Source organism: Enterococcus mundtii, assembly GCF_002813755.1.
Classification (GTDB): domain Bacteria; phylum Bacillota; class Bacilli; order Lactobacillales; family Enterococcaceae; genus Enterococcus_B; species Enterococcus_B mundtii.
Map to the genome: position 1 here is coordinate 3,089,507 of NZ_CP018061.1, position 23,144 is coordinate 3,112,650.

Annotated in this window: 22 protein-coding genes; 11 read left to right on the plus strand and 11 right to left on the minus strand. The window is 35.8% G+C overall.

Annotated elements, in window-relative coordinates:
• Positions 1 to 169: 169 nt before the first annotated feature.
• Positions 170 to 619 carry a hypothetical protein gene (locus tag EM4838_RS14345; RefSeq protein WP_071867645.1) on the minus strand — a complete coding sequence of 150 codons (450 nt, stop codon included), beginning with the start codon at positions 617 to 619 and terminating at the stop codon, positions 170 to 172.
• Between the two features lie 471 nt (positions 620 to 1,090).
• On the opposite strand from EM4838_RS14345, the gene EM4838_RS14350 reads away from it, so the two are divergent.
• A complete protein-coding gene (locus EM4838_RS14350) occupies positions 1,091 to 2,119 on the plus strand; it encodes an FUSC family protein (protein ID WP_071867644.1) in 1,029 nt (342 codons plus the stop codon).
• 56 nt (positions 2,120 to 2,175) lie between these two features.
• Here the strand turns inward: EM4838_RS14350 and EM4838_RS14355 are convergent, their stop codons facing one another.
• The 4 genes from EM4838_RS14355 to EM4838_RS14370 form a co-directional block, all read right to left on the minus strand.
• Positions 2,176 to 3,615: a 6-phospho-beta-glucosidase gene (locus EM4838_RS14355; protein ID WP_071867643.1), complete on the minus strand. Its 1,440-nt coding sequence runs from the start codon at positions 3,613 to 3,615 to the stop codon at positions 2,176 to 2,178.
• A 33-nt stretch (positions 3,616 to 3,648) separates the two neighbouring features.
• The gene (locus EM4838_RS14360; RefSeq protein ID WP_019722676.1) at positions 3,649 to 4,959 is read right to left on the minus strand and encodes a PTS sugar transporter subunit IIC; all 1,311 of its coding nucleotides are present in this window, start codon (positions 4,957 to 4,959) and stop codon (positions 3,649 to 3,651) included.
• A gap of 145 nt (positions 4,960 to 5,104) precedes the next feature.
• On the minus strand, positions 5,105 to 5,851 hold the full coding sequence (locus EM4838_RS14365) for a MurR/RpiR family transcriptional regulator (protein WP_019722675.1): 747 nt from the start codon (positions 5,849 to 5,851) through the stop codon (positions 5,105 to 5,107).
• Positions 5,852 to 5,938: 87 nt separating this feature from the next.
• Positions 5,939 to 6,256: a MazG nucleotide pyrophosphohydrolase domain-containing protein gene (locus tag EM4838_RS14370; RefSeq protein WP_071867642.1), complete on the minus strand. Its 318-nt coding sequence runs from the start codon at positions 6,254 to 6,256 to the stop codon at positions 5,939 to 5,941.
• Positions 6,257 to 6,324: 68 nt separating this feature from the next.
• Here EM4838_RS14370 and EM4838_RS14375 point away from each other — a divergent pair, with 68 nt between their 5' ends.
• Together EM4838_RS14375 and EM4838_RS14380 are read left to right on the plus strand one after the other, a co-directional pair.
• Positions 6,325 to 6,888, plus strand: a complete 564-nt coding sequence (locus EM4838_RS14375; protein WP_071867641.1) for an LOG family protein — start codon at positions 6,325 to 6,327, stop codon at positions 6,886 to 6,888.
• A 450-nt stretch (positions 6,889 to 7,338) separates the two neighbouring features.
• On the plus strand, positions 7,339 to 8,166 hold the full coding sequence (locus EM4838_RS14380) for a class I SAM-dependent methyltransferase (protein WP_071867640.1): 828 nt from the start codon (positions 7,339 to 7,341) through the stop codon (positions 8,164 to 8,166).
• Positions 8,167 to 8,335: 169 nt separating this feature from the next.
• Here EM4838_RS14380 and EM4838_RS14385 read toward each other — a convergent pair whose 3' ends face one another.
• The gene (locus EM4838_RS14385; protein ID WP_071867639.1) at positions 8,336 to 8,800 is read right to left on the minus strand and encodes a helix-turn-helix domain-containing protein; all 465 of its coding nucleotides are present in this window, start codon (positions 8,798 to 8,800) and stop codon (positions 8,336 to 8,338) included.
• 21 nt (positions 8,801 to 8,821) lie between these two features.
• Complete coding sequence (locus EM4838_RS14390) at positions 8,822 to 9,892, minus strand: ATP-binding cassette domain-containing protein (RefSeq protein ID WP_229078051.1); 1,071 nt, start codon at positions 9,890 to 9,892, stop codon at positions 8,822 to 8,824.
• A 1,159-nt stretch (positions 9,893 to 11,051) separates the two neighbouring features.
• Between EM4838_RS14390 and EM4838_RS14400 the strand changes: the two genes are divergently transcribed.
• The 6 genes from EM4838_RS14400 to EM4838_RS14425 all read left to right on the plus strand — a co-directional run bounded on the left by EM4838_RS14400 (position 11,052) and on the right by EM4838_RS14425 (position 16,860).
• Positions 11,052 to 12,122: a radical SAM/SPASM domain-containing protein gene (locus EM4838_RS14400; protein WP_071867636.1), complete on the plus strand. Its 1,071-nt coding sequence runs from the start codon at positions 11,052 to 11,054 to the stop codon at positions 12,120 to 12,122.
• A gap of 17 nt (positions 12,123 to 12,139) precedes the next feature.
• Positions 12,140 to 12,403, plus strand: coding sequence for a hypothetical protein (locus EM4838_RS14405; protein ID WP_071867635.1), 264 nt, complete (start codon positions 12,140 to 12,142; stop codon positions 12,401 to 12,403).
• A gap of 699 nt (positions 12,404 to 13,102) precedes the next feature.
• On the plus strand, positions 13,103 to 13,846 hold the full coding sequence (locus EM4838_RS14410; protein ID WP_071867634.1) for an ATP-binding cassette domain-containing protein: 744 nt from the start codon (positions 13,103 to 13,105) through the stop codon (positions 13,844 to 13,846).
• The gene (locus EM4838_RS14415) at positions 13,821 to 14,492 is read left to right on the plus strand and encodes a methionine ABC transporter permease (protein ID WP_062805922.1); all 672 of its coding nucleotides are present in this window, start codon (positions 13,821 to 13,823) and stop codon (positions 14,490 to 14,492) included. The genes EM4838_RS14410 and EM4838_RS14415 overlap by 26 nt, the downstream gene beginning before the upstream one ends.
• A gap of 10 nt (positions 14,493 to 14,502) precedes the next feature.
• On the plus strand, positions 14,503 to 15,318 hold the full coding sequence (locus EM4838_RS14420) for a MetQ/NlpA family ABC transporter substrate-binding protein (protein ID WP_071867633.1): 816 nt from the start codon (positions 14,503 to 14,505) through the stop codon (positions 15,316 to 15,318).
• Positions 15,319 to 15,693: 375 nt separating this feature from the next.
• Complete coding sequence (locus tag EM4838_RS14425; RefSeq protein WP_071867632.1) at positions 15,694 to 16,860, plus strand: carbohydrate binding domain-containing protein; 1,167 nt, start codon at positions 15,694 to 15,696, stop codon at positions 16,858 to 16,860.
• A gap of 286 nt (positions 16,861 to 17,146) precedes the next feature.
• Here EM4838_RS14425 and EM4838_RS14430 read toward each other — a convergent pair whose 3' ends face one another.
• Positions 17,147 to 17,713: a hypothetical protein gene (locus EM4838_RS14430; protein WP_100917288.1), complete on the minus strand. Its 567-nt coding sequence runs from the start codon at positions 17,711 to 17,713 to the stop codon at positions 17,147 to 17,149.
• A 507-nt stretch (positions 17,714 to 18,220) separates the two neighbouring features.
• Here EM4838_RS14430 and EM4838_RS14435 point away from each other — a divergent pair.
• Complete coding sequence (locus EM4838_RS14435) at positions 18,221 to 18,952, plus strand: hypothetical protein (RefSeq protein ID WP_071868105.1); 732 nt, start codon at positions 18,221 to 18,223, stop codon at positions 18,950 to 18,952.
• Between the two features lie 207 nt (positions 18,953 to 19,159).
• On the opposite strand, the gene tnpA is transcribed toward EM4838_RS14435, so the two are convergent.
• The 3 genes from tnpA to EM4838_RS14450 all read right to left on the minus strand — a co-directional run bounded on the left by tnpA (position 19,160) and on the right by EM4838_RS14450 (position 21,733).
• Positions 19,160 to 19,615, minus strand: coding sequence for an IS200/IS605 family transposase (tnpA, locus tag EM4838_RS14440; protein ID WP_100917284.1), 456 nt, complete (start codon positions 19,613 to 19,615; stop codon positions 19,160 to 19,162).
• A 231-nt stretch (positions 19,616 to 19,846) separates the two neighbouring features.
• Entirely contained in the window at positions 19,847 to 20,500 is a 654-nt protein-coding gene (locus EM4838_RS14445) for a hypothetical protein (protein ID WP_071867762.1), read from the minus strand.
• Between the two features lie 288 nt (positions 20,501 to 20,788).
• On the minus strand, positions 20,789 to 21,733 hold the full coding sequence (locus tag EM4838_RS14450) for a helix-turn-helix transcriptional regulator (RefSeq protein ID WP_071867761.1): 945 nt from the start codon (positions 21,731 to 21,733) through the stop codon (positions 20,789 to 20,791).
• A 113-nt stretch (positions 21,734 to 21,846) separates the two neighbouring features.
• On the opposite strand from EM4838_RS14450, the gene EM4838_RS14455 reads away from it, so the two are divergent.
• On the plus strand, positions 21,847 to 23,127 hold the full coding sequence (locus EM4838_RS14455; RefSeq protein ID WP_071867760.1) for an ABC transporter substrate-binding protein: 1,281 nt from the start codon (positions 21,847 to 21,849) through the stop codon (positions 23,125 to 23,127).
• Positions 23,128 to 23,144 lie beyond the last annotated feature (17 nt).

The following is a 23,144-nucleotide window of genomic DNA, read 5'->3' on the forward strand; positions in this document are numbered from 1 at the left end:
TTATTTGTTATTGTTATTTTAAATAACATAGATCAAACGATACTAAAGGATGGACAGATATTCGTTGGAACTCAAAAAAAAAGCAAACTGAAAGGAAGAGGAATTTCTTCGTTTCAGTTTGCTTTTTTATAGTCTAAATGTAAATTTATATTTACCCCCGCAGGGTATATCAGCGTGTGTTGTAAGGTTCTCCTTCAATGGATACATTGTTTTTGTAGGCAAAGTAGCGATCATTTTTTTTCGCAATGCCAAATGTATCAGAAACATGAATGTTTTGTGGAGAGAATTTTATTGCTGGAATCGAGAACGATTGCTCTTTTGGATCATTCACTCTGATTTCAAACGATAGTTCATTTTCATCTTCTTTTGTTAGTACGATATGGGGTGTATCATTAAAATTGATTTCTGTTACTTCGTAGATGCCTAAAAAATCGACCGAGTCACCAATGCTTTTCAATAATTGATTTTTTGTAGGAACATATTCCATTTTAATTTCGTCTGTTTGGATCATTTCAGCTTTGGAGGTAACATCTCGAACAGGAGAATTCAAAAAATGAATAAAAGAAAATAAACCGACACATGCAAACAAGCTACTGATAATTAAAATAATTTTCTTCATTTTCCTTACTTTTTGTCCTTTCTGTGTTCTCCAACGTATATGTCTGATGTTAAAATCAAAAAAACTTTATGTAACAATAAATTTTAATTTTTTTTTGTTATTAAAAATGATTTCTTTCATAGTATAAATTTAAAATACAAAAAAATAAAGCAGATTTCACAAATTCTTTGACTAGATGAAAAGCTTTTAATTTTAGATAGCTAAAACTATCTATATTATTACAAATAATGGTGGTTATTATTAATTAATTATAATATTTAATTAGTTATTTAATGATTGGTGGGAATTTCTGGCTGTTTAAGCGATGAAAAATGGTGTTATACTAGATAAAGTAAATTCGTTTAAATTTTTCTCTGGAAAACTCTCCTTTTACTTCTAATAGTTGATTTCTTTGATACTTCTTATAAATAGACAAGACATCCTTAAGGCGAAAACGATTTTTATATACATTTCAAAATAAGGAGGTTTTTTATGGTTAAATCTTATTTTACATTTAACAAAATTCAAGAAAATCCATTTCGCATCATGAATCTGATGGTGATGATCTTTCTCGTTTTATGGATCGGTTACATCAATCATAATTTTTTGATTTCAAGTTTCTCTTCTCTAGGTATCTTTACCTTCTTTTACTACCAGAACATTCCGATGAAGCAATTATTAAAGCGCCTATTTTTGATTGGTTGCGGTCTATTACTGGCTTTTACATTAGGGCTATTGTCGACGTATGTCATCTGGCTTGAACCATTTGCTGTTGGAGCAGTTGCTTTTTTCAGTCGATTTATTTTGCGTTTGTTCCATATTTCTAAACCAGGGGGCTTATTCTTTGCGATGTTAGCGGCTATGGGAACGAGTATGTCCGTTCCATTTTCCCATTTGCCGACAGTAGCTTCTTTTTTCTTTATGGGTGTTGTGTTTGCTTTGATTGCTGCATTTCTAACGAAAAAAATGGATTCACGCCCAGAACAGGAAGTGATAAAGGTATCCTTGAAGGAGCGTTTTCACCAAGAACCTTTAGTGATCATTGATTCAATTTTTTACAGCGCTGCATTATTCCTTTCCGTTTATGTTAGCCATGGCTTGAACATGAAAAATCCTTATTGGCTGACACTGTCTTGTGCCTCGATTTTATTGGCTGAGAATTTAGATGCGATGAAACATCGGCAAGTGCAATATTTGATTGGTTCGATGTTAGGGTTGTGTTTATCGGCTGTCTTATCACTGATTCCTTTTTCCCAACTTGAAACGATTTTTTTAATTACGTTTCTTTATGGTATTTCTCAGTTTTTAGTGGCTCGAAATTATGCAGTGGCGAATATTTTCTTGAATCCCATGGCATTGATGCTTTCGACACTGGTCAGGAACACGTACTTGATCTCATTGATCGAGTATCGTTTTATTGGTATCGTCATCGGTAGTTTCATTGGTCTAGGCGTAGCCTGGGTAATGAATATCGGTCTGCAACATTACTTAGCAGTTGTGAAAGAAAAATATGAAACATAACAAAGAAAGGCGGTCACGACAATGAAGTCGGATCGCCTTTCTTTCTTTGTTCGTTACTAAAGCTGTTCACCATTTGTTTCAATCACTTGTTGGTACCAAGCAAAGGAATCTTTTTTCAAACGTTGTAAGGTTCCGTTACCGGTATTATCTTTATCGACATAGATCATGCCATAGCGTTTTTCCATTTCACCACTGCCAAAGCTGACGATATCGATGATTCCCCAAGGTGTATAACCAATTAATGGTACGCCATCTTCAACTACTGCTTTTTTCATTTGTTCGATGTGTTCTCTTAAATAATTGATCCGGTAGTCATCATGGATCTCATTTGAATCAGTTAACTGATCGTAGGCACCAAAACCATTTTCAACGATAAACAGTGGGAGATCATAACGCTGGTACACCGTATTCAATACATAACGCAACCCAACAGGATCAATCGGCCAGCCCCAGTCAGAAGCAGTAATATAAGGATTTTTAACTAGTTTGGCTGAAGGAATATCTTCTGTTTGTCTGCCCTCAACATCGGGAAGGGTTGTGATCGTTCCCGACATATAATAGCTAAAACCGATATAGTCAACAGTTCCTTGACGTAAAATTTGTCGTTCTTTCTCGCTGATCTCGATTGTGAGCCCTTTTTGTTCCCAATACTTTTCTGTGTAGGTAGGGATTTCTCCGCGTACATGGACGTCACTGTAGAAGAAACGACGTTCATTTGCTTTGACTGAAGCGATCATATCTTCTGGCGCACAGGAGTAGGGATAGATTGGAACGTAAGCCATCATACAACCAATCTGAAAATCGGGATTGATCTTTTTCCCTTCATTGACAGCCCAAGCACTGGCAATCAGTTCGTTGACCCCTGCTTGGAATACTAAGGCCTCTTTATCTTGGTCATCTTCAATGATCATGGCTGAATTGGTCCAAACATGAACGGGCTCTTGTCCGTCCGCCTGATTATTGATTTCATTGAAGGTCATCCAGTAAGTTACTTTGTCTTTGTAACGGTCAAATACGCACTGAGCAAATTTAACAAATAAAGGAATGACCGCTTTATTGGCAAAGCCACCAAAATCTTCATAAATGGCATAAGGAATCTCAAAATGAGACAACGTGACTACCGGTTCGATCCCGTTTTTTAAGCATTCGTCAAAAAGATCATCGTAAAATTTTAATCCCTGTTCATTCGGTGTTTCTTCTTGACCAGTAGGAAAGATCCGACTCCATGAAATGGATGTGCGTAGACATTTTAAGCCTAGTTCTTTAAATAATTGGATGTCTTCTTTGTAACGATGGTAAAAATCAATGGCTTCGTGGTTTGGGTAATATTCCCCTTCGACGACTCCTTTAGTGATCTTCCGCGGAATCCCATTTCCGCCAGCAGTCATAACGTCAGCGATACTTGGACCTCGTCCATCAATATTCCAAGCACCTTCTGCTTGATGAGCAGCAATTGCGCCTCCCCATAAAAAATCTTTGGGTAACTCTCTATTCATACAAATTCCTCCTAAGTTTCATTGATTCTTAAGTTATATCTCTGTGCGTTGTGCGCGGTTGGAAGCCATGACAAAAGGTAGGTAAATCAAAACGGAAATCGCTAAACAAAGTACGCCTATTACAATTCCCATGATATTCCCACCAGTTCCTAAAAACAAATTGATGATCCCTGGGGTGGTCCAAGGTAAACCAATCGCTGGTGATGGCATGATTGGCCAGACGACTGTGACGAAGTAACCGACCAGAATATTGACCATCGGTGTTAAAACAAAAGGAATGATCATAATTGGATTTAAGACGATCGGTAGTCCAAAAATCATCGGTTCATTGATTTGGAAAATACCTGGTACAAAAGATAGTTTGGCAATTTCGCGATATTCAGGTCGTCGTGAAGCAATAAAAATCGCAATGATCAAGCCTAAGGTCATACCCGTTCCACCCATGTTTGCAAACATATCATTCAAGATGCCCCAGGTTTCTTTGTAAGGGACATCCCACAGCGAACCACCATCATTGATGAATTGGAGATTGGCTAAGTCCTGCTCGGTAAAAATCGCTGAACGAACAGCATTCAATGTGTTTGGCCCATGAATACCAATAGAAAATAGCAGTGTCTGAATAAAAGCTAAGAGTAGGACACCAAACACATTTCCACCTAAGTCACGTAAAGGTGCTTGGATACCGGCATAAATCAACTCGTTGATTCCTTCAGGCGCGATCATCAAGACGAAGAAGTTGATCAAAGCTGACATAGAAACAACGATAATGATTGGGATCATCCCAGAAAAAGAGCGAGAAACAGCTGGTGGAACGAGTTCAGGCATCTTGATTTGTAATTTCTTGACTTTGAATAATTTCGGTAGGAATTCGCCAACCAAGCAAGCGACAATCATCGCAACGAATAACCCTTGAGCACCCAAATATTGCGTCGAGATGACATTCATTTCATCGACTGCAAAAGAAGTAGGGTAAAAGATCATAAAGCAAGCGACACTAGTTAGCCCAACTAAGGTTGCATCAGCTTCGAAATGTTTTGCCAAAAGCTGAGCGACTAAAAAAGCAATAAACAAACTCATGATATTGATTGTGCCATTTGCTACAGAAGCAAGGACTTGTTGTGCACTTTCTAAATTTGGAAAGATACGTGAAAGTTGAAATAATTGCACGATAAAACTGTCTTTTGAAAATAAAATATTATTGACTAGGATGACTAATGAAGAAGAAATCGTTAATGGAAAAATAAGCATGAATGCATCTCGAACGGCTGCAATATGTCGTTGGTTGTTTAACCGTGTTGCAATAGGAACAAGACTTCGATCTAATAAATCATTGAATTTTTGCATAAGAATAACACCTTTCGCTATATGATGGATTCATTATAGCGAAAGGTGTGAAAGAAAAGTAAGCGCATTCTTATTTAGGATAAAAATTTGGAACAATGAAAATTATTTCGTGGTAGGAACATAGTGTTCCAAATTGAGTGGTGAATCATTCATCCTCTAAATAACCGATCAGTGTTTCAAGGATCGCCATGGAAGGTAGCTGACTAGTCAAATCAAGAAAGATGTCTTTCCGTTCTTCTTTAATGGCATAGTCAATTGAGTAATCACACAATTGGGCCAATGAACTTTCTTTATGAGCGGTAATACAATACTTATGCACGCTATCCGCATGAGCTAAACCTGAAATTACTTCGATTAGTTCTTTTGTTTCACCTGAAACACTCAAAAAGACTAACGCATTTTTTTGATCTGGACGCAAAAAACTACGAATCGGATAAGTCAGTTCGTCTAAGCTAATACAAAAATAACCGATATTCGCTAATTTTCGTGCCACATATTGCGCTAATGCTCCCGAAGCTCCCATCCCCATAAATAGAATAAAATCAGCTTGACGTAATGTTTTTGCCATTTTTTTTATTTGATATTCAATATCGGGATGAAAAATAGTCATGTTCAACTGATTGATTCGTTCTTCTAACATTAATTGCTTGTCATCTGTTTCGTAATGGGCTTTTTCCAAATGGTTTTTAATATAAAAACGAAATTCCGGAAATGAATCAAAGCCGACTTTTTGGATAAAACGAAAGACAGAAGTTGAAGAAACATGCGCATCCGTCGCTATATCTCGTACCCGCATATAAGGTATTTTCTCAAGGTTGTTAACGATAAACCGGTAAATCTCTTGTTCAACGGCAGACAATTTATTTAAGTTAAGACTTTCAAAGATAGCCATGTGTTTACCTCAAGATTCTTTTTCTTTAGAGTATAGCACGATGGAAAGGATTTTTCTAAAAAAATTGGAAATGGCATCGTGAGAAGACTACATATTGAACCGGTTCTCTAGTTTTTGTTTGTGGTGATGAATGATTTCTTCGAATGTTAAGTCATATTTATCAGCAAGAATCAGAACATTATCTAAGACATCACCCAATTCCTCCATCAGATTTTCTTTGTAAAAATCAATTGTTTGTATAGATTCATCCGGACGATCCCGACCGATTTCGAGACTTCGAACCGCTCTTGAAACTTCGCCAACTTCTTTAGTTAAAAAGCCGATACGGATAAATGGATCGTAGTCGTACCACTTTCTTTTTTTATAAAAATCAACTACCCAGTCATTGTATTCTTTCATGTTCATGTTGAGGTTAACCACCTTTCAATTATATAATTGCATAAGCTGAAAAAAATTTGGAAGGGGTTGCGGAAATGAACATTGCAGTCTATTGCGGAGCAAGCAAAGGGAATTCTCCAGAATTTGAACAAGTAACGAGAAGCTTAGGTGAGTGGATCGGGAAGAATGAATATCAGTTGGTTTATGGTGGTGGAAATGCTGGTTTGATGGGGATTATTGCTGATTCAGTACTAGGATCTGGAGGGAAAGTGACAGGTATCATGCCTGACTTTTTGGCAAAACGAGAACTAGCAAAAAAAGATGTCACCTCTTTGATGATCGTGTCGTCGATGCACGAACGGAAACAAAAAATGATTGAATTATCAGATGTCTATATTGCACTGCCCGGCGGTCCTGGAACCATCGAAGAAATTACTGAAGTAATTTCTTGGGGAAGAATCGGCCAGCATGTCAATCCATGTGTGTTAATGAATCACCAAGGATTCTTTGATCCATTAAAGCAGCAGTATCAAGCCATGGTCGATCAAGGCTTTTTAACAAGAGAAGACTTCGATAAAATTTTGTTTGCGGATGCACTGACAGAGATCCAGCCTTTTGTTGAACAGTATATCCCGCCTAAAATCAGGGAGTATAAATAAAGCCATTACTTGAACGCACCCCTTTCATAACGACTAATATAGTTGCCTGAGCCATTTGGACACATTGATCACCTTTAGGAAAAAAATGCTTTGGCATACTATTATTTTATAGATACGCTTCTTTTACGATCGTTTTATAGTCACCAGAGAAAAAATTGACAATTACAGGTATTCTCTATAGAATGAAACTATAAATTTAACAGAAAAAGGTGATGAATCCGGCATATCAGATGTTATATAATCAGTAACATGGGTATGATTGGAAGCGAGTAAATAAAATCAATTCAATAGGTTAAAAAATTAGCTGAGACACAGCTTTATTTAGCGTACCTATGTATTTGATTTTATTTTACTCGCATCTTCGCCTTATGTAGGGAAGCCGTAGAGTAAAATCTACGGCTTTTTTCTTTTGTTCAAATTTATAAAAAGAAAATGAGGAGATGGAAAACAATGATTGAAACACTTTTAAACCAACCAACACTTTATCAACAAACGAAAGGCGCATTTTGGGATGATCGTCACATCTCAAAACAAATGTTACAAGCACATCTTGACCCTGAATTTGAAGGTGCAAGTCGAAAAGCTGGGTTTATTGATGAATCTGTTCGTTGGATCAATACAGTAATCCCGCCGAAAACCTATCCAATGGTATTAGATATTGGCTGTGGTCCGGGAATCTATGCAGAAAAATTTAGTCGATTGGGGTATGAAGTAACGGGGCTTGATTTTTCTAAGCGTTCGATAGCATATGCCAAAAAATCTGCGGAAGACCAACAGTTACCGATTACGTACCATTATGCAGATTATCTGACAATGGATCTAGATAAACAATACGATATCATCACGATGATCTATTGTGACTTTGGGGCGTTATCAGCGAGTGATAGAAAACGATTATTGGAAAAAATTTATCAGCATCTAAAACCAACAGGAAAAGTTCTATTGGATGTTTTTTCGATGGCAAGTCATCAATCATTTGAAGAAAAGCGAGTTTGGGATACTTGTCCAGATGGAGGATTTTGGACAGATGAACCCCATGTGGCCTTGCAATATAATACAAAATACAACGAACGTGTAACTTTAGAACAAACGACGATCCTTACTGCGAACGAAACCAAAACTTATTATTTATGGATGACGTATTTTACAAAAGCAACTCTGCAAAAAGAAATGGAAGCGGCTGGTTTTGTTGTTAGTGGGTTTTACGGGGATGTAAAAGGAAGTCCTTATGATGAGAACTCGCCAACAATAGCTGTCTGGTTAACAAAAAAAGAGTAATAATTGCTTCTTGAATTTGAAGTAAAGGTGTTCAACCTTAAAAGATAAGAATAGAGCTACAAGAACCTGTTGCTAGGTTTTGTGGCTCTTTTCTTGTTTTTTGATTTTACATATTGTGTGATTACGTCTGTCTACTTAATTTTTAAGAAGATAGGATCAGATACACAATTTAATCGTCTGTATAAGTTACTTCATAGATGTCCGTTTGTTGTTGCAACAAATGATTGATCCATTTGCCAAAATTGATGACATAGTCAAAACTTCCACTTAAAAGTAATTCTGCATGTTTTTCCTTATATATTTGGTAATAAAATAATCGGTCTTGATCATTAGCATAAACATCTTGATGGTAGTCAAGAATGTTATCTTTGAATGTTTGTATAGAGCTAACATGTTCAAAATACAGATTGAATCTTAGCGTATAAGGTAATTTGTTGATAGCAGAATCATTCTTGTCCATAAAAAAAACAAGTTGATGGCCCGCAATAAAGTCTAAAATATTATCCGTTGAAAAATACCATTTTCCTCCTATTTTCAAACCTGTCAGTTTTCCAGACTTAATGTAGTTGCGGATAGAACGTGTGGTAACATCTAACATATCAGCGACCTCATTGACAGAGTAATAATTTTCCATTGAAAATACCTTCCTTAAACGTTAATCTATCGTCTCTACATGAGAGGACAGTTGAATGATTTTATTCGCAAAAGCTTTATTCTCTTTATCATGGGAGGTGAATAAAATAATTTTATTTTGGTGCATCTTAATAAGTGTATTAAATATGGCATCCGCAGAGTCTTTGTCGATACTACTAGTACTTTCATCTAGAATCCATATCTTGCTGTCTTGGAGCATCATGCGAGCAATAAACACACGTTGCTTTTCTCCTCCTGAGAGATTGGCGCCATTGTCAACGATCAAAGAATCCCAGTTTTTGTTTTTAAAAATCGGTGCAAGAAGTGATGATTGTTTCAACGCTTCTTTTTTCTCGTCAGAAATCGTCTGACCGAGAGTGATATTGTATTCAAGAGTATTTGAAAAGAGTAGAGTCGCTTGAGAGAGATAAGTCATCTGTTCCCTGACTAACCTTGTGTCTAATTGTTCAATAGGAAGATCATTGATATATAGACCATTGCTTTCATAAAACCCCAATATTGATTTTATCAAGGTTGATTTTCCAGAACCAGAAGGACCTTCGATGTAACAAATATCCCCTAAATTCAATGTTTCAGTCAATGATAGATGGATTCTTTTTGCATTTGATGTCATCGTGATTTGCGGATCTTCAAATTTAATGCTAGTGATTTGGCCAATTGGTGTGCCAGATAAATCTTCTTGATGTAGTTCTAAGTTTTCTTGAACAAATTGCTGGTTTGCCACGACCGTTCGATAATCGACATTGATTTTGGATAAATCAGAAAGGGAAGTGAAGAAAATAGGCATTAGTATACTGACTACCATCATATTATTCAACTGGAGCTGTTGATTATACACCAAGTAGCTGATCGTTATAAAAATAATATTTTGAGAAAGTTGGTTGATGAATGAGACAGTATAACTAGTGATCTGGGCAAATTTATTTGTTGATGCCAAACTTGAATACATATTTTTGATGGTTGAGAAAGTTAACTGCTTCACGAAATCAAAATTCGGCAACATTTTAAATTGTTCTGGGTTTCCTAGTAGTAGAATCAAGTCTTTCTGAGCTTGAGCATTTTCGTCTTGCATTGTCTTGATTCTTAAATTAAGTGTTTTATTGATAAAAATATAAGAAAAAAGATTGATTGGGATCAGGATGAGTGTGATTAAAAAAATTACTGAATTAAGTGAAAAAAATATACTTAAGACGATGAGAATAGAGATGGTCGATTTTAGTACTAAAAAGAAGCTAGTTGTCATAAATGTGTAGGTTGTATCCACGATTCGAAAAATTCGAGAAACTAAATTCCCGGATTCTAAATTGATATATTTCTCAAATTTTAATGTATATATTTTAGATAATAGAGTGGAAAAGGAAGTTAAATTGAACTTTTCTGCAAAGTTTTCCCGATAAATAATCAGACAGACTTGGAAAATATATGAAAGTGTCATAGCACCGATTATTAGGAAAATAATAGAAAATATAGAGGAAGCTTGGTAGCTTTGGATACTGTTCAGTATAAATGGTGCAATCAAGGTGGTTAGCACAGTTACTAAGACTAACAACGTTGATATAAAGATATAAATATAGCTTTTCTTTGTAAGGAAGTTCATTTTTTTCCGCCCCTTAAGTAAATGTTTGACAAAATTTTATAAAACATATTATACTTTAGTTAGGAAAAAAAGTGAACTATATTTTCATTTTTTTTCTTAAAGCAGAAGGTAAGTGGTAGATTAGAAATTTAATCTGAAAAAGAAGATAGTTTCTGTTACTCCTTATTCTTGTGTTTATTGTATGTCACTAGTTCATAACATAAAGGAGGGGTGCAAATGTTTAAAAAACCTGAATTGAAAAAAATTGTGGGAGCATATACAGCTCCATGTGCTTGTGGTGTTATTTCTGGTCAAGGATCATAAGTGAAAAAGAGAACATGACAGTGATGTCACTTCCCGACAAGCAAGCTGAGGTCTGCGAAATTTTTTGTGGATTTCAGCTTTTTGAAAGGGCTTTTATCAACGCTTCCTACTTATTTTTGGTGCAGAAAATGGGCGCTCCCTTCGGTTTACTCTGCGAAAACGAACTTGTGGGTTTAAAAAATGAGGTGATTTTATCCGAATCAAAGAGAATCTTCATGCCTATCGATTCAATGAACAATTTATCGTACATAATGTCCTACGTAGTACATGGATATTAGTTGATCAAGAAGAATTAAACAAAATAAAAAAGCAAGATTACAAGCATCTACCAATGGCGACCCAGAAAAAAATGGATCTGTTTCAAATCCTTTTAGAGGACCCGATTGAAGTAGAAAAAGCGGAGCATGGAATACCAGAGACAGCTTATTTGGTTATGACCCATCAATGTAATTTGAAGTGTGTTTACTGCTATGCAGAAGCCAGTCCTGAAAAGGAATATGAGGATAGTTTAAACTTTGTCGAATGGATTGACGTTCTCAATCAATTAAAGGATTGTGGTGTAAAGAAAATTATCTTTACTGGCGGCGAGGTTGGGTTAAGTAAGGATGCGTTAAAATATATCGATTATGCCAAAAAAATTGGTTTAACTATTGGTTTGATCACGAATGGGACTTTAGTACGGAATGCAAAAGATGCAGCATTTCTAGCTGAAAGATGTGATTCGATCACCATCAGCTTAGATTCGATCGACCAAGTCGCAAATGATAAAAATAGAGGAAAAGGTTGTTATCGCATAGCAATGAGAGGGATTCAAAATCTATTAGACTTGAATTATCCAAATATTGCAGTCAATACGATTATTACCAATAATAATTTCAATAATATTGATGAAACGGTGGCATTTTTAAAGAAGAATAACATCAATTATAAATTAGGCGGATTCAGTGAACTAGGACGTGCAAAAATGGCAGAGATTTCTTTAACTGAGAGTGAGAGAACGGAAATTGAGTTAAAACAAAAGAACAAAAATCGGTCGCCATTTTTAAAACCCTTTGCCATCAAAGAATCCTGTGGACTTGGTGTTGGAGAATTTGCAATCAATCCTGTTGGTGATATATTTGCCTGTAAACTGTTAGAAACTGCTGACTACAAACTGGGAAATATTAGAGAAGAGCAACTTAGCAAGGTTTTTGGCGAAGAGAATATTGCTTTTATTCGCTCTCAAAGCATCAATCATTTAACAAAATGTAACGATTGTTCATTCCGCTACTTATGCGGTGGAGGATGTCGTGCACATCATTATTATGCAACCAATGATACCCAAGGTGTAGACGAAGCCGAGTGTAATTTGATCAAGGAAATCCTAAAGCATCAAATGGTTCGTAGCTGTACAAATGAATAACGAAAAGAGTGGAAGACATGAAACTCAATGAGAACATTACTTATGAAAAAATGGGGAATGACTTATACATCATGGTTGAGAGTGAACGTTTTGTTTTAGACAATGACGTAGCAATTGATATATTTGATTTGTTAAAGGCTGAATCGACGAAAGAAAACATAAAAGCCTTTGTGCGAAACAAGTATCGTTTAGATAAAGAATTTACAGATGAAGAAAAAGATGCTTATGTAGAGGAATTTTTGACCGTACTTAAAATTAATGGAATTATGACTGGATCTTGACGATCGTTGAATCTAGCAAAATAAGCAGCAGCCTATCAAATTTGACGGGCCGCTGCTTTTTTTTCGAGAGTAAACAGTTTTGTTCTGCTCTCGTTTTTAGTGTTGCTAAAAGTGGCACATCATTAACACTGTATGGACGAAAAGTACTAAAAACTACTTCCCCAAACAATTTTCAGTCCCGATTATTTCATCCATAATAATTGTATCCAGGATAGCTGTCATTCGTTCATGTATCAATAATCTAATTTTTGATACCATATAAGATAACGAACCAATCTATAGTGTATCATTAAATGAGCCATCCAATATCCAGATTATAACATCTTTTTACTTTCGCTCTATTTATTATTTTTTCTCAAATTAAAAAAAATAGTATACTAAATCAATTTGTTTTTAGATTTGATAAATTATGGAGTTCACCCATAAAAAATATATTTTAATCTCAAGATAGACTGGTCGAAAATGAATAAGTAAGCTATCTTTTATGAGCTTACTAGTACAGAAATAAAAACAGTGCATATTTATTGGTGAGTAAAAAAGTTGCTTTTTGCTTTCTTTTAATAGATTATAAAAATAGAAGTTTTTGTACTTTATTTACTCTTTAAAAAATTCAGATAAATCTTTGGTTAACAATAAAATTAATACAGTTTTTTTCTTTGTGTTAATCTTTTAATTGCATTTATAGACTGGAGGAAAAATGTGATCGAGCTAGTAAATGTGTCGAAGCAGTATGAAAAGACCAAGTCGTTGCATAAGATTAGTTTTACGGTGAAACAAGGGGAAGTGATCGGGATCGTTGGGAAAAGTGGTTCTGGGAAATCGACCTTGTTACGTTTATTGAATTTGATGGAAACGCCTACTGAAGGTACGATCAAACTAAATGGTGTAGATGTTCAGTCATTATCAAAAAAAGAGCGCCAACAGCAACAACAGAAAATAGGTATGATTTTTCAACATCATAACCTACTTGAAAATTTACGTGTTTACGAAAATATTGCATTACCTTTAAAGTTACAAAGGAAGAAAGAGCCTAAAAAAATCAATGATCTACTCGATTTTGTTGGCATGAGTCATAAAGCAGAAAGCTATCCAGTCAAACTTTCTGGAGGGGAAAGACAACGGGTTTCTATTGCAAGAGCGTTAAGTAGGGATCCACATTTGTTACTTTGTGATGAAGCAACGAGTTCTTTAGACGAAGAAAATACAGAAAGTGTAGTTCGTTTATTACATAAAACACATGCCGAGTTTCAACCGACTATTTTTTTTGTTAGTCATGAACTGGAAACCGTCAAACGCTTATGTAAAAGGATCTTAGTCATGGAAAATGGGCATCTGATCGGTGAATTGACGAATGACCCAAAACAGTACGCGGAAGAGGAACTAACCTATTTTGAAAAAATAAAAAGGAGTTTGACTGATGAACTTACCCACAGCATTGATTGAATATTGGCCGTCTCTAATCAATAGTTTGAAAGAAACGGGCATCATGATGGCGATTTCCATGTTCGTTTGTGTGTTGGGAGGTTTGCCAGTAGGATTAGGTCTATATTTGACAAATCCTAAGGTTAGAGGGACCCATCCTTGGTTATACTGGTTGCTCAACTTCATCGTGACGGTCGTTCGCTCGTTTCCATATCTTTTATTAGTGATTGCGTTGATCCCAGTGACGCGATCGATTTTAGGAAAGGCCTTTGGACCTGTTCCTTCATCTATACCACTTAGTATTGTGGCAGTCGCAATTTTTGCTCGTTTAGTGGAGCAAGTGTTGTTAGATGTACCTGAAGAGATCTATGCCTTATCGAATTCATTAGGCGCTTCAAGATTTCAATACATCTGGCACTTCTTATTTGTTGAAGCGCGAAGTGGCTTAGTGTTGGCTTATACCACGACAACAGTTAGTATGATCTCTTATTCTACCGTCATGGGCGTCGTAGGTGGGGGCGGGATCGGTGATTTTGCTGTCCGTGTCGGCTATCAACGGTATGAGTATGGAGTCATGTATGTTGCTATTGTGATCATGATCGCTTTGGTCTTTATTTTACAAATGTTTGGAAACTTTGTCGCACAATCATTAGATAAACGAAAGTAGGAGAAAAGTTATGAAAAAGTTTTATTTATTTGCATTTGCTGTAGTTGGTGTTCTAGTCTTAGCAGCCTGTGGTGGAAGTAATGAAACCGCAGAAAGTAAAAAAGAAATCACTGTAGCGGTTCAATTGGAATCCTCAAAAGATATTCTAGAAATTGCTAAAAAAGAAGTAGAAAAATCAGGCTACACGATCAATATCATGGAAGTCAGTGATAATGTTGCTTATAATGATGCCGTCCAACATAAGGAAGCAGATGCAAACTTTGCGCAACACGAACCCTTTATGGAACGATTCAATCAAGAAAAAGACGCTGATTTAGTAGCTGTCCAACCAATCTATTATTTTGCTGGCGGATTTTATTCAAAAGAATATGATGATGTCAATGATTTGCCAGAAAACGCTAAAGTGGGCATTCCTAGTGATCCAACAAATGAAGGTCGTGCGTTAGCGATTTTGAATGAGAATGGGATCATTCAATTGAAAGACGGAATCGGTTTTGATGGTACAGTCGCAGATATTGTAGAGAATCCTAAAAATCTTACCTTTGAAAGTATTGATCTTTTGAATCTAGTAAAAGCTTATGATGAAAGTGACATTGCGATGGTCTTTTGTTATCCAGCATATTTGGAACCAGCAAACTTGACGACAGAAGATGCCTTGTTACTCGAAGACGAAGCAGCAAGCAAACATTATGCGTTGCAATTAGTTACTCGAGAGGAAGAAAAAGATAGCGAGAAAATCAAGGTGTTGAAAGAAGCGATGACTACACCAGAAGTCGCTGACTACATCAAAAATAATTCAAAAGGCTCAAATATCCCAGCATTTTAAACAACGTACTAACCATAACAAATAATATTATGAGTGACACCTTCATGCGTTATGTTCTGATAGATGACCTTCTTGAATGATCTCTAAAATAAAATTCAAAAAAATACAGCTTTGTGCTGTATTTTTTTATTTTATCCAAGAAAAAGAATAATTGAAATCATTCGATAAATCTATTGGGCTATTGATTTTTTTGCAATTATTATCCATTACATATTTTTGTTCAGTGTTATGTTTCCATAAAAATATTTTTCCGGAAAAAAATGTTTTCTTGTTGAGATATTTATCAGTTATTCTTTTTAGAGAGCGAGATAGATTATGTTTTATGGTTCACTGTATAACGAATTATCCGCTAAAAAAATAAATAAGGAGCTTGAGATGAAAAAAAACAACTTGAAAAAAATTGCAGCAACAAGCATGTTACTTCTTACGTTAGGAGGACCGGTCGTGACATCTGCGACAAGCCAATCAACAGGCGATTCGGCGAATGTCAGTAATCAGGTAGAAGAACAGTTAACAATCAAAAACGGTGACTTCAATGATGGTTTGAACCATTGGATCGTGTCTAGTCCAGGTACACAGAATCCAACAATCGAAGAGTTAAGCGGAAATAAATATGCAGTTGCTACTTATGGAGAAAACATTCATCAATATTTGGCACTGAAACCAAACACGACCTATACATTCGGCTATGATGTAGCAGGTAGCGCTGATTTTCCAGCAAAAGTTGAATTTGGTACGATGAATCATGATGAAGGTTTTATTTCGTTAGAAGAAACATCACACAACAATGAAAACTGGACACGTAGAGAATTTACATTTACTACCCCTGATACAGAGAATACATACATCATTCGTTTTTCTTCGACAGGAAATGGTTGGGCGAAATTTGACAATATTCAAGTAGAACCAGAAAAAACAGAAACGAGTTTATTGACTGTAGGAACACAAGATCGTGAAGCTTATGCGTATTTAAATCTAGATGCAGAACGTTTCAACAGTTCAGAACGATTGATGGTCTATGTTGATGGTCGTTATCATTTTGAAACCTATAAAGGTAAAACTTACTATTCATTTACAAGCAAAACCGATGAAGGTACTCAAGTACGTCGTAGCATTTCCGGTGTCAAAGGACAAGTAATCGAAGTCTATACCGCACCAAATTCACCTGGTCACAGCTCAACAGGCAAGCGCTTGTTAGAATCGATCACATTAGAAGAAGATTTAGCAGTGGACACTTCTTTATTAGAACATGCGGTGAAGAATATTCAATTAACAGGAAACAGATTAGACGTTGATTTTGATCGTGCAAGTTTCGAAGGGAACAACCGAATGTTCATTCGTAAAAATGGTGCCTATGTCGCAGAAATCTATAAAGGTAAAGTTTATTATGGATCAGTTCGTGAAAGAGCAGAGGACAGCGTAAAAGTTAGTAAAACAATTGATTATAAATCTGGCGATGTAATCTCAGTTGAATTAAGCAGTGGAACACCTGGTGGTTCATCGAATGTGTTGCAAGTATTAGCAACGTATGAAGTAGAATAAATCGATCAGAAGCTGAAACAATAGGAGGTATCCTCCAAACAATAGGCGGCAACTACAAAATCTTTGTAGTTGTCGCCTTATTTCTCGGGAAATGTGAACAATTGTAATGATATAGGTAACTTATAAAAAGTATCCAAGGGATTTACTGTCATTATTTTGTCGGAAAATCAATCAATGACGCAAACCAAAATAAAAGATAAGGGGGTCAATCGAAGACTAATGCGTAACTGGAAGTTTAAATTTTATTGAACGAAAATGTGGTTATGATTTTAAGGTATAACCCCATCTAAGAAAAAAGAGGATACAATATCATTAATATACCTAGTGTAAGGTGGACTATAAATCTTTTATTTGTATTTTGCATAAAACTTGCCTGAAGTTTTACTGAAACCCAAACAAATTGTAATTCGTTTTTGGGATGGTCTATTAAATACTGTTTAAATATTTCGCGTTCATTTTTTTTGGATTTAATTAAGTAAAAGCCTGTAATAGCACTGATGGTAAGGGCTACTCCCAAATAGGGAACTATGTAATTCAAATTTTTAGGAACGTCTTCAATAGGGAAAAAGTATCGAATGACACGTTCCAAAATAAAAAAGACAATAACGTAAACGATAAATGAAAATTTTCTTTTTAGAGCAAAAGAAGGGTCCTTTTTTTCATAATATTGTGAGATTGCTTTTTTTCGTCTCTTTTGTTCTTGTGCAGTCAGGTTTGGAAAAGCACGCTCTCCTTCTTGTTTATATACAGCCATGATATCTGAATACTCCTGTTGGATCTGGCTGACTTTGTAGATTGTATAAATAAAACTACCATAATATATTAAAGTAAACATAAATTTAATTAAAAGCATTATTTAGTTCTCCTTAAAGCCTTTTTTTAATTATAGCAGACAAAACTTGAAAGTAGCTTTAAAAATTTAATAAAAAAACTGCTATTTCTTGTGATGATATGCTCCCTATAAAGTAGGCAAGGAAAAAAATTCCAAATCTACTTTATAGAGAGTTTTTTGTATGTCTAAGAGAAGCCTTTATTCTCCAGAAGAAACATATTAGGTCATTTCAAAGGTGTTGGATGGTTGTTGTATCATGAAGAAATATTCTCTTTTCAATGGAACAATAGAAATTTAGGAGGATAAATATAACGAGAATGGATTTGTGGAGTTAAAAGAGACGAAACCTTGGAATAAGTAATTGATAGTGTAAAAATTTTCCGAAATGAACAAAAGTTCACTTTGGGCCTTTTCATTTCATTACAAAATAGTTAAGTGTACATGTAAATTTCTTCGATTAGTTAAACTGAAAAGTTATTAATAATATGCGTTATAATAATACTGATAAATTAAATAGAGGTGTTCAATATGAAAAAAATAGTACCAATCAGTATTTTATTATTAATTCTTCTTACCGGATGTGGCTCAAAAAATACTGAAACAGCTCAATCCACCAATGGTCAAATAATTGAAAGTAGGAATAAAAAAGAATCTTCATCTAATACAAGTGAGAATCATTCACAACAATCAACTGTTCAAAAATCAGAAGAAACAACTTCTACTCTTTCAGAAAGCAAGACAATAGAGTCTACTGTCTCAGAGAGTGAAATAACTGAAAGCGAACAGTCAACAACGATTCCAGAGGATTCAGCAACATCCTCAACAGTACCCTCGGAATCCATAAATGATCCGTTAAGTGTTTACTCAGACGAACAAATTGAATATGCACGCGTCTGGTTAACTACTAATGGTACAGCTTATAAAAATGATTTAGGTAATGCAGGTTTTACATTAAATGTTAACCATTCTCCAGCGGGTATAAAAATCAATCCTTATGACGAAAATAGCATAGTTTATCCTCAAGAGACAGTAACCTTAACCGGAAAATATGGGTATCAAGGTTTAGTTGTTTACTCTAGTAACCATGATGGTTCAATAATGTATTATCCTGTACCAAGTCACTTTCAACAGTCAGATGATCCAGTTACTATGAAGCAGGAAGAACAGAAAATACTCGATAATGCGCAAAGAATAAATATACCTACGGGAAATACAGAAGATATCCAGATGTTGATTAGTGCGATGAACATCTTTAACTAATTAAAAAATATCCTATACTAGCTTTACTGATATATTAAAAAATAATATATATAAATCATAACCACCCTTCAAAAGGGTGGTTTGCTCTAGGGCTATAAGCCCTTAACACCGGCCAGCGCCTAAAGACGCTGGCTTTCTCATTTCATGTTCAAGCCATATTGCCTTTGTCACTTTTGCCTACCTTTAAAAAGGTGTTTGTTCTACTCTCTAACCCTTAAAAGGGTCCTCGTATTCTCGAACGCTCAATTTATCTAGCGCTATATCATGTTTCTCTTGTTCTTGAATGTATTTCCTTATGGTCGCTTCATTCAATCCCACTGTGCTTACATAATATCCTTCTGCCCAAAAATGTCGATTGCCAAATTTATATTTTAAATTTGCATGTTTATCAAAAATCATCAATGCACTCTTTCCTTTAAGATAACCCATAAAACTTGACACGCTTATTTTTGGTGGGATACTCAATAATAGATGGACGTGATCTGGCATCATATGTCCTTCCAAGATTTCTACTCCCTTATACTTACATAGTCGTTTGATAATTTCTTGAATACTTGCTCGATATTGATTATAGATGATTTTTCTTCTATACTTTGGTGTGAATACAATGTGGTATTTGCACAGCCACTTTGTATGGGCTAAACTATTTGCTTTATTAGCCATTTCTTTTCCCTTCCTTTCGTTATCAATATGACCTGAACAATCATATTTTAACGATAGGAAGGGCTTTTTGGTAGAACCTTTTATTCCCCACCCGCATAGCAGGTGGTTTTCTGTTTCACTCGCTTTGCGAGCTCAACTTGGTCTAAAGACAATAATATAAACAAGTACCTTGTTAAAGAACAAGGTACTTGTTTATTGTTTGTTAGCTTAAGTGAGATTTTATTCATAATATCAATGCGTAACTGGAAGTTTAAATTTTATCGAACGAAAATCTTGGCTATTTGGGTTAAGTAAATCACGTAGATAATAGTATTCGATATCAATTGTTTGGACATTAGTGTTTTTCATATCTTCATCTAGCACAAAGTAGGCCTCGACAACACCTGTTGCGCCAACTTCTAATGGATCAGTTCCCGGTTGATTGCCTGGTTGGTTCTGCATTGTGGGATCGACATGGATGTTATCTTCTGTAGTAATCTCAAAGTTTCTGTAGAACTTCGATCCATTATTAAAATCTTTTATTGAATGGTTTGTCATGCGAATATCAAGTCTAATGATAGTATCTATAGGGTAAGCCAAGTACTCTTGTTCTTGAATGATATCATTAGGTTGCGCACTAGCTTTAATAATTTCGATAGTAACTGCAGGTTCTCCATTTAAGTAGATTGTGGCCGGATCGTTTAGACCGTGAAGTGTTGTCGTATCGTTTGTCGATTCACTCTCTGAATCTGAGTGATCAGAGGGTGTTGCGGATGATTTATCTGCTGTAGATACTGTACTAGCGATTACCGAAGAGTTTGTATTTATGGTACTTGTTGATTTGCAGCTTATTAATATAAACAAAAAAAATAAACTAATCATTGCTAAAAAAAACTTGTTTTTCATATACTCGTGAACTCCTAAGTGATAGATATAGTTTGAATACATATTATTATAACATCAATAATTTAAAGTAAAGAATAAACTAGGATGCTCACATCTGGTAAATGAAGAGAAATAAATAAGTATTATCCTAGATTATCTATAAAAGAAATATCGACTAAAAAACTTTCTCCAAGTTTTAAGTCGATATTTCTTTATATTCAGTAACTATCTATGAGAGTTGTCCTAGTCTTTTCCACTATCGTTAATGTATGAGGTGAAAAAGCTGCTGGTAACAATCAAGAGATAGACTCATATATTGGTGAAATCGCACATTTTTTTCCGATAACCTGTCGGAGTCATTTGCGTTTCGCGTTTAAACAGGCTAGTGAAGTAATTAGGGTCTTCAAAACCGGCTTCCAAGGCAATATCGATGATTTTCAAATCTGTATGCAGTAACAGGTACTCTGCTTTTTTGATGCGCATTTGATTTAAATACGTGAAAAAAGTCATACGAAAATGTTTTTTAAAAAAACGACAGAAATGCTCTTTGCTATAGCCAATATGACGACTGATTGCTTCAAGAGTGATCGTGCTTTGGTAATTTTCTTCAAGATATAGAATGATTTTTTTACAGCGATACGTGTTGAGTTTGTTTTTACTAGCAACTAACTTTGCAGGATTCACTTGAGTACTGTAGCGCGAAAAATGTTTGATCAGTAAGAACAATTGTGCTTTGATCGTCAGTTCAAAGCGAGATTCTTTCAAGGCAAATGTATCAATGATCGTGATCACTAGTTGTTGGATCTCAGAAATACTTGAGCAATCATTTGTAAAATGGATCGCTACTTGTTCTGGTGAATGGAGCAATGGATCAAGATAAGTTTGCTGGATATGATCGGAAACGCGACTTTCAATGAATGAAGCATCAAACACGATGGCAAAAAATGCACAGGCATTCATTTGATGATTGAGTGCTTCATGTAATTGATTCGCAGGAATAAACATAACCTCTCCTTCGTGAACAACGTAAGGTACTCCTTCTATTTTGACTTCCATGAGTCCTTGATAGACATAAAGAATCTCTAGTTCTCGATGCCAATGGGGGTGGATCATATTTTCCTGATGGGCTGGATGATTCGTATAGTGAACGGCAATTGGAAACAAACTATCCCCATGTTCGGTCATTTCCTTTAGCGTGGTATCAATATCTTGTTGACTAGGATTGGGGGTAAAAATATCGTTTGGACTAAACATCACATTTCCTCCATTTTGATCAATATTACAAGGTATTTTGATTAAGATAGCGATTACATACCGTTGTAAATATCAATATAATCAATTTGTTAATAAGAGGAGGAGGAATAATCATGAAGAAACAACGAGGATTTTTAATACTTGCTTTTATCATGGTGTTAGGAATTACTGGCTGCGGTACGGCACAAAGCGGGTCTTCAGATGATGGTAGTGTAACATTAGAGATTTTCAATATCAAGACAGAAACAGCCGAGCAAATGGATGCTTTGGTAGAGGATTTTGAAAAAGACCATCCGCAGATCAAGATCAACTTGACGACGGTTGGCGGGGGAACCGATGCGACAGCAGCGTTGCAATCAAAGTTTTCCTCAGGGGATGAACCAGATATCTTTATGTTGGGTGGATTAGCAGATACGCAGATTTGGCAACATAAACTCTATGATCTTGGGGAAACGACGTTAGCTAAACAAGCAATTGAGGGAACATTAGAGGGGGCTACACTCGACGATACGGTCTATGGGGTGCCGATGAATATCGAGGGATATGGCTGGTTGATCAACCAGAAGATTTTTAAACAAGCTGGCATCGATAGTGGATCGATCAACTCATTTGAGGCATTTGAAGAAGCCGTTCAATTATTGGATAGTAAAAAAGATGAACTTGGGCTACAAGGCGTATTTGGTTTTAGCGGGGCAGAAACGTGGGTATCCAGTCAATATAGTTCAAATTTTCTTGCTCCGGAGTTTGATAACAGCTTAGAAATGACCTATGAGGCACTGGAATTAAGCGTAGATTATGCCGAGCAAATGAAAAACTACACCGACTTGGTCATTAAGTACAATGCACAACCAATGGAGGCAATGGATTACAGTACATCTGTTGAAGAATTATTTGCCAGTGAAAAGGTGGCTATCATCCATCAAGGAAATTGGATCGTACCGACATTGGATAGCTTAGATGAGACGTTCACGAAAGAAAAACTAGGGATTCTTCCTATGCAGATCGAAGCATCGGGAGAAAGCAACATCGTGGCGGGGCCAGCTTGGTATTGGGGGGTCAATAAAGACAAAGACCAAGAAGTCATTGATGCGTCGATCGAATTTTTAACGTGGATGTATACGGATGAGCAGGCGATGACAGCAATCATCGATGAGTTTCAATTCATTCCGGCGTATACCAACTTTTCGAGCGAAGCGATCAATGATCCGTTATCTAAGGAAATCTATACGTATTTAAGCGAAGGTAAAACCGTTCCATGGGTCCATAATTCCTATCCAGATGGGTTTGGACAAAATATATTTGGTGTCCAGATCCAAGCGTATGCAGCCGATCGAATCTCTTGGGAGGAATTTATTGATACCTTGCAAACCAATTGGGCACAAGAAAGGAAGTAAGCGGTGAACGGTTGGTT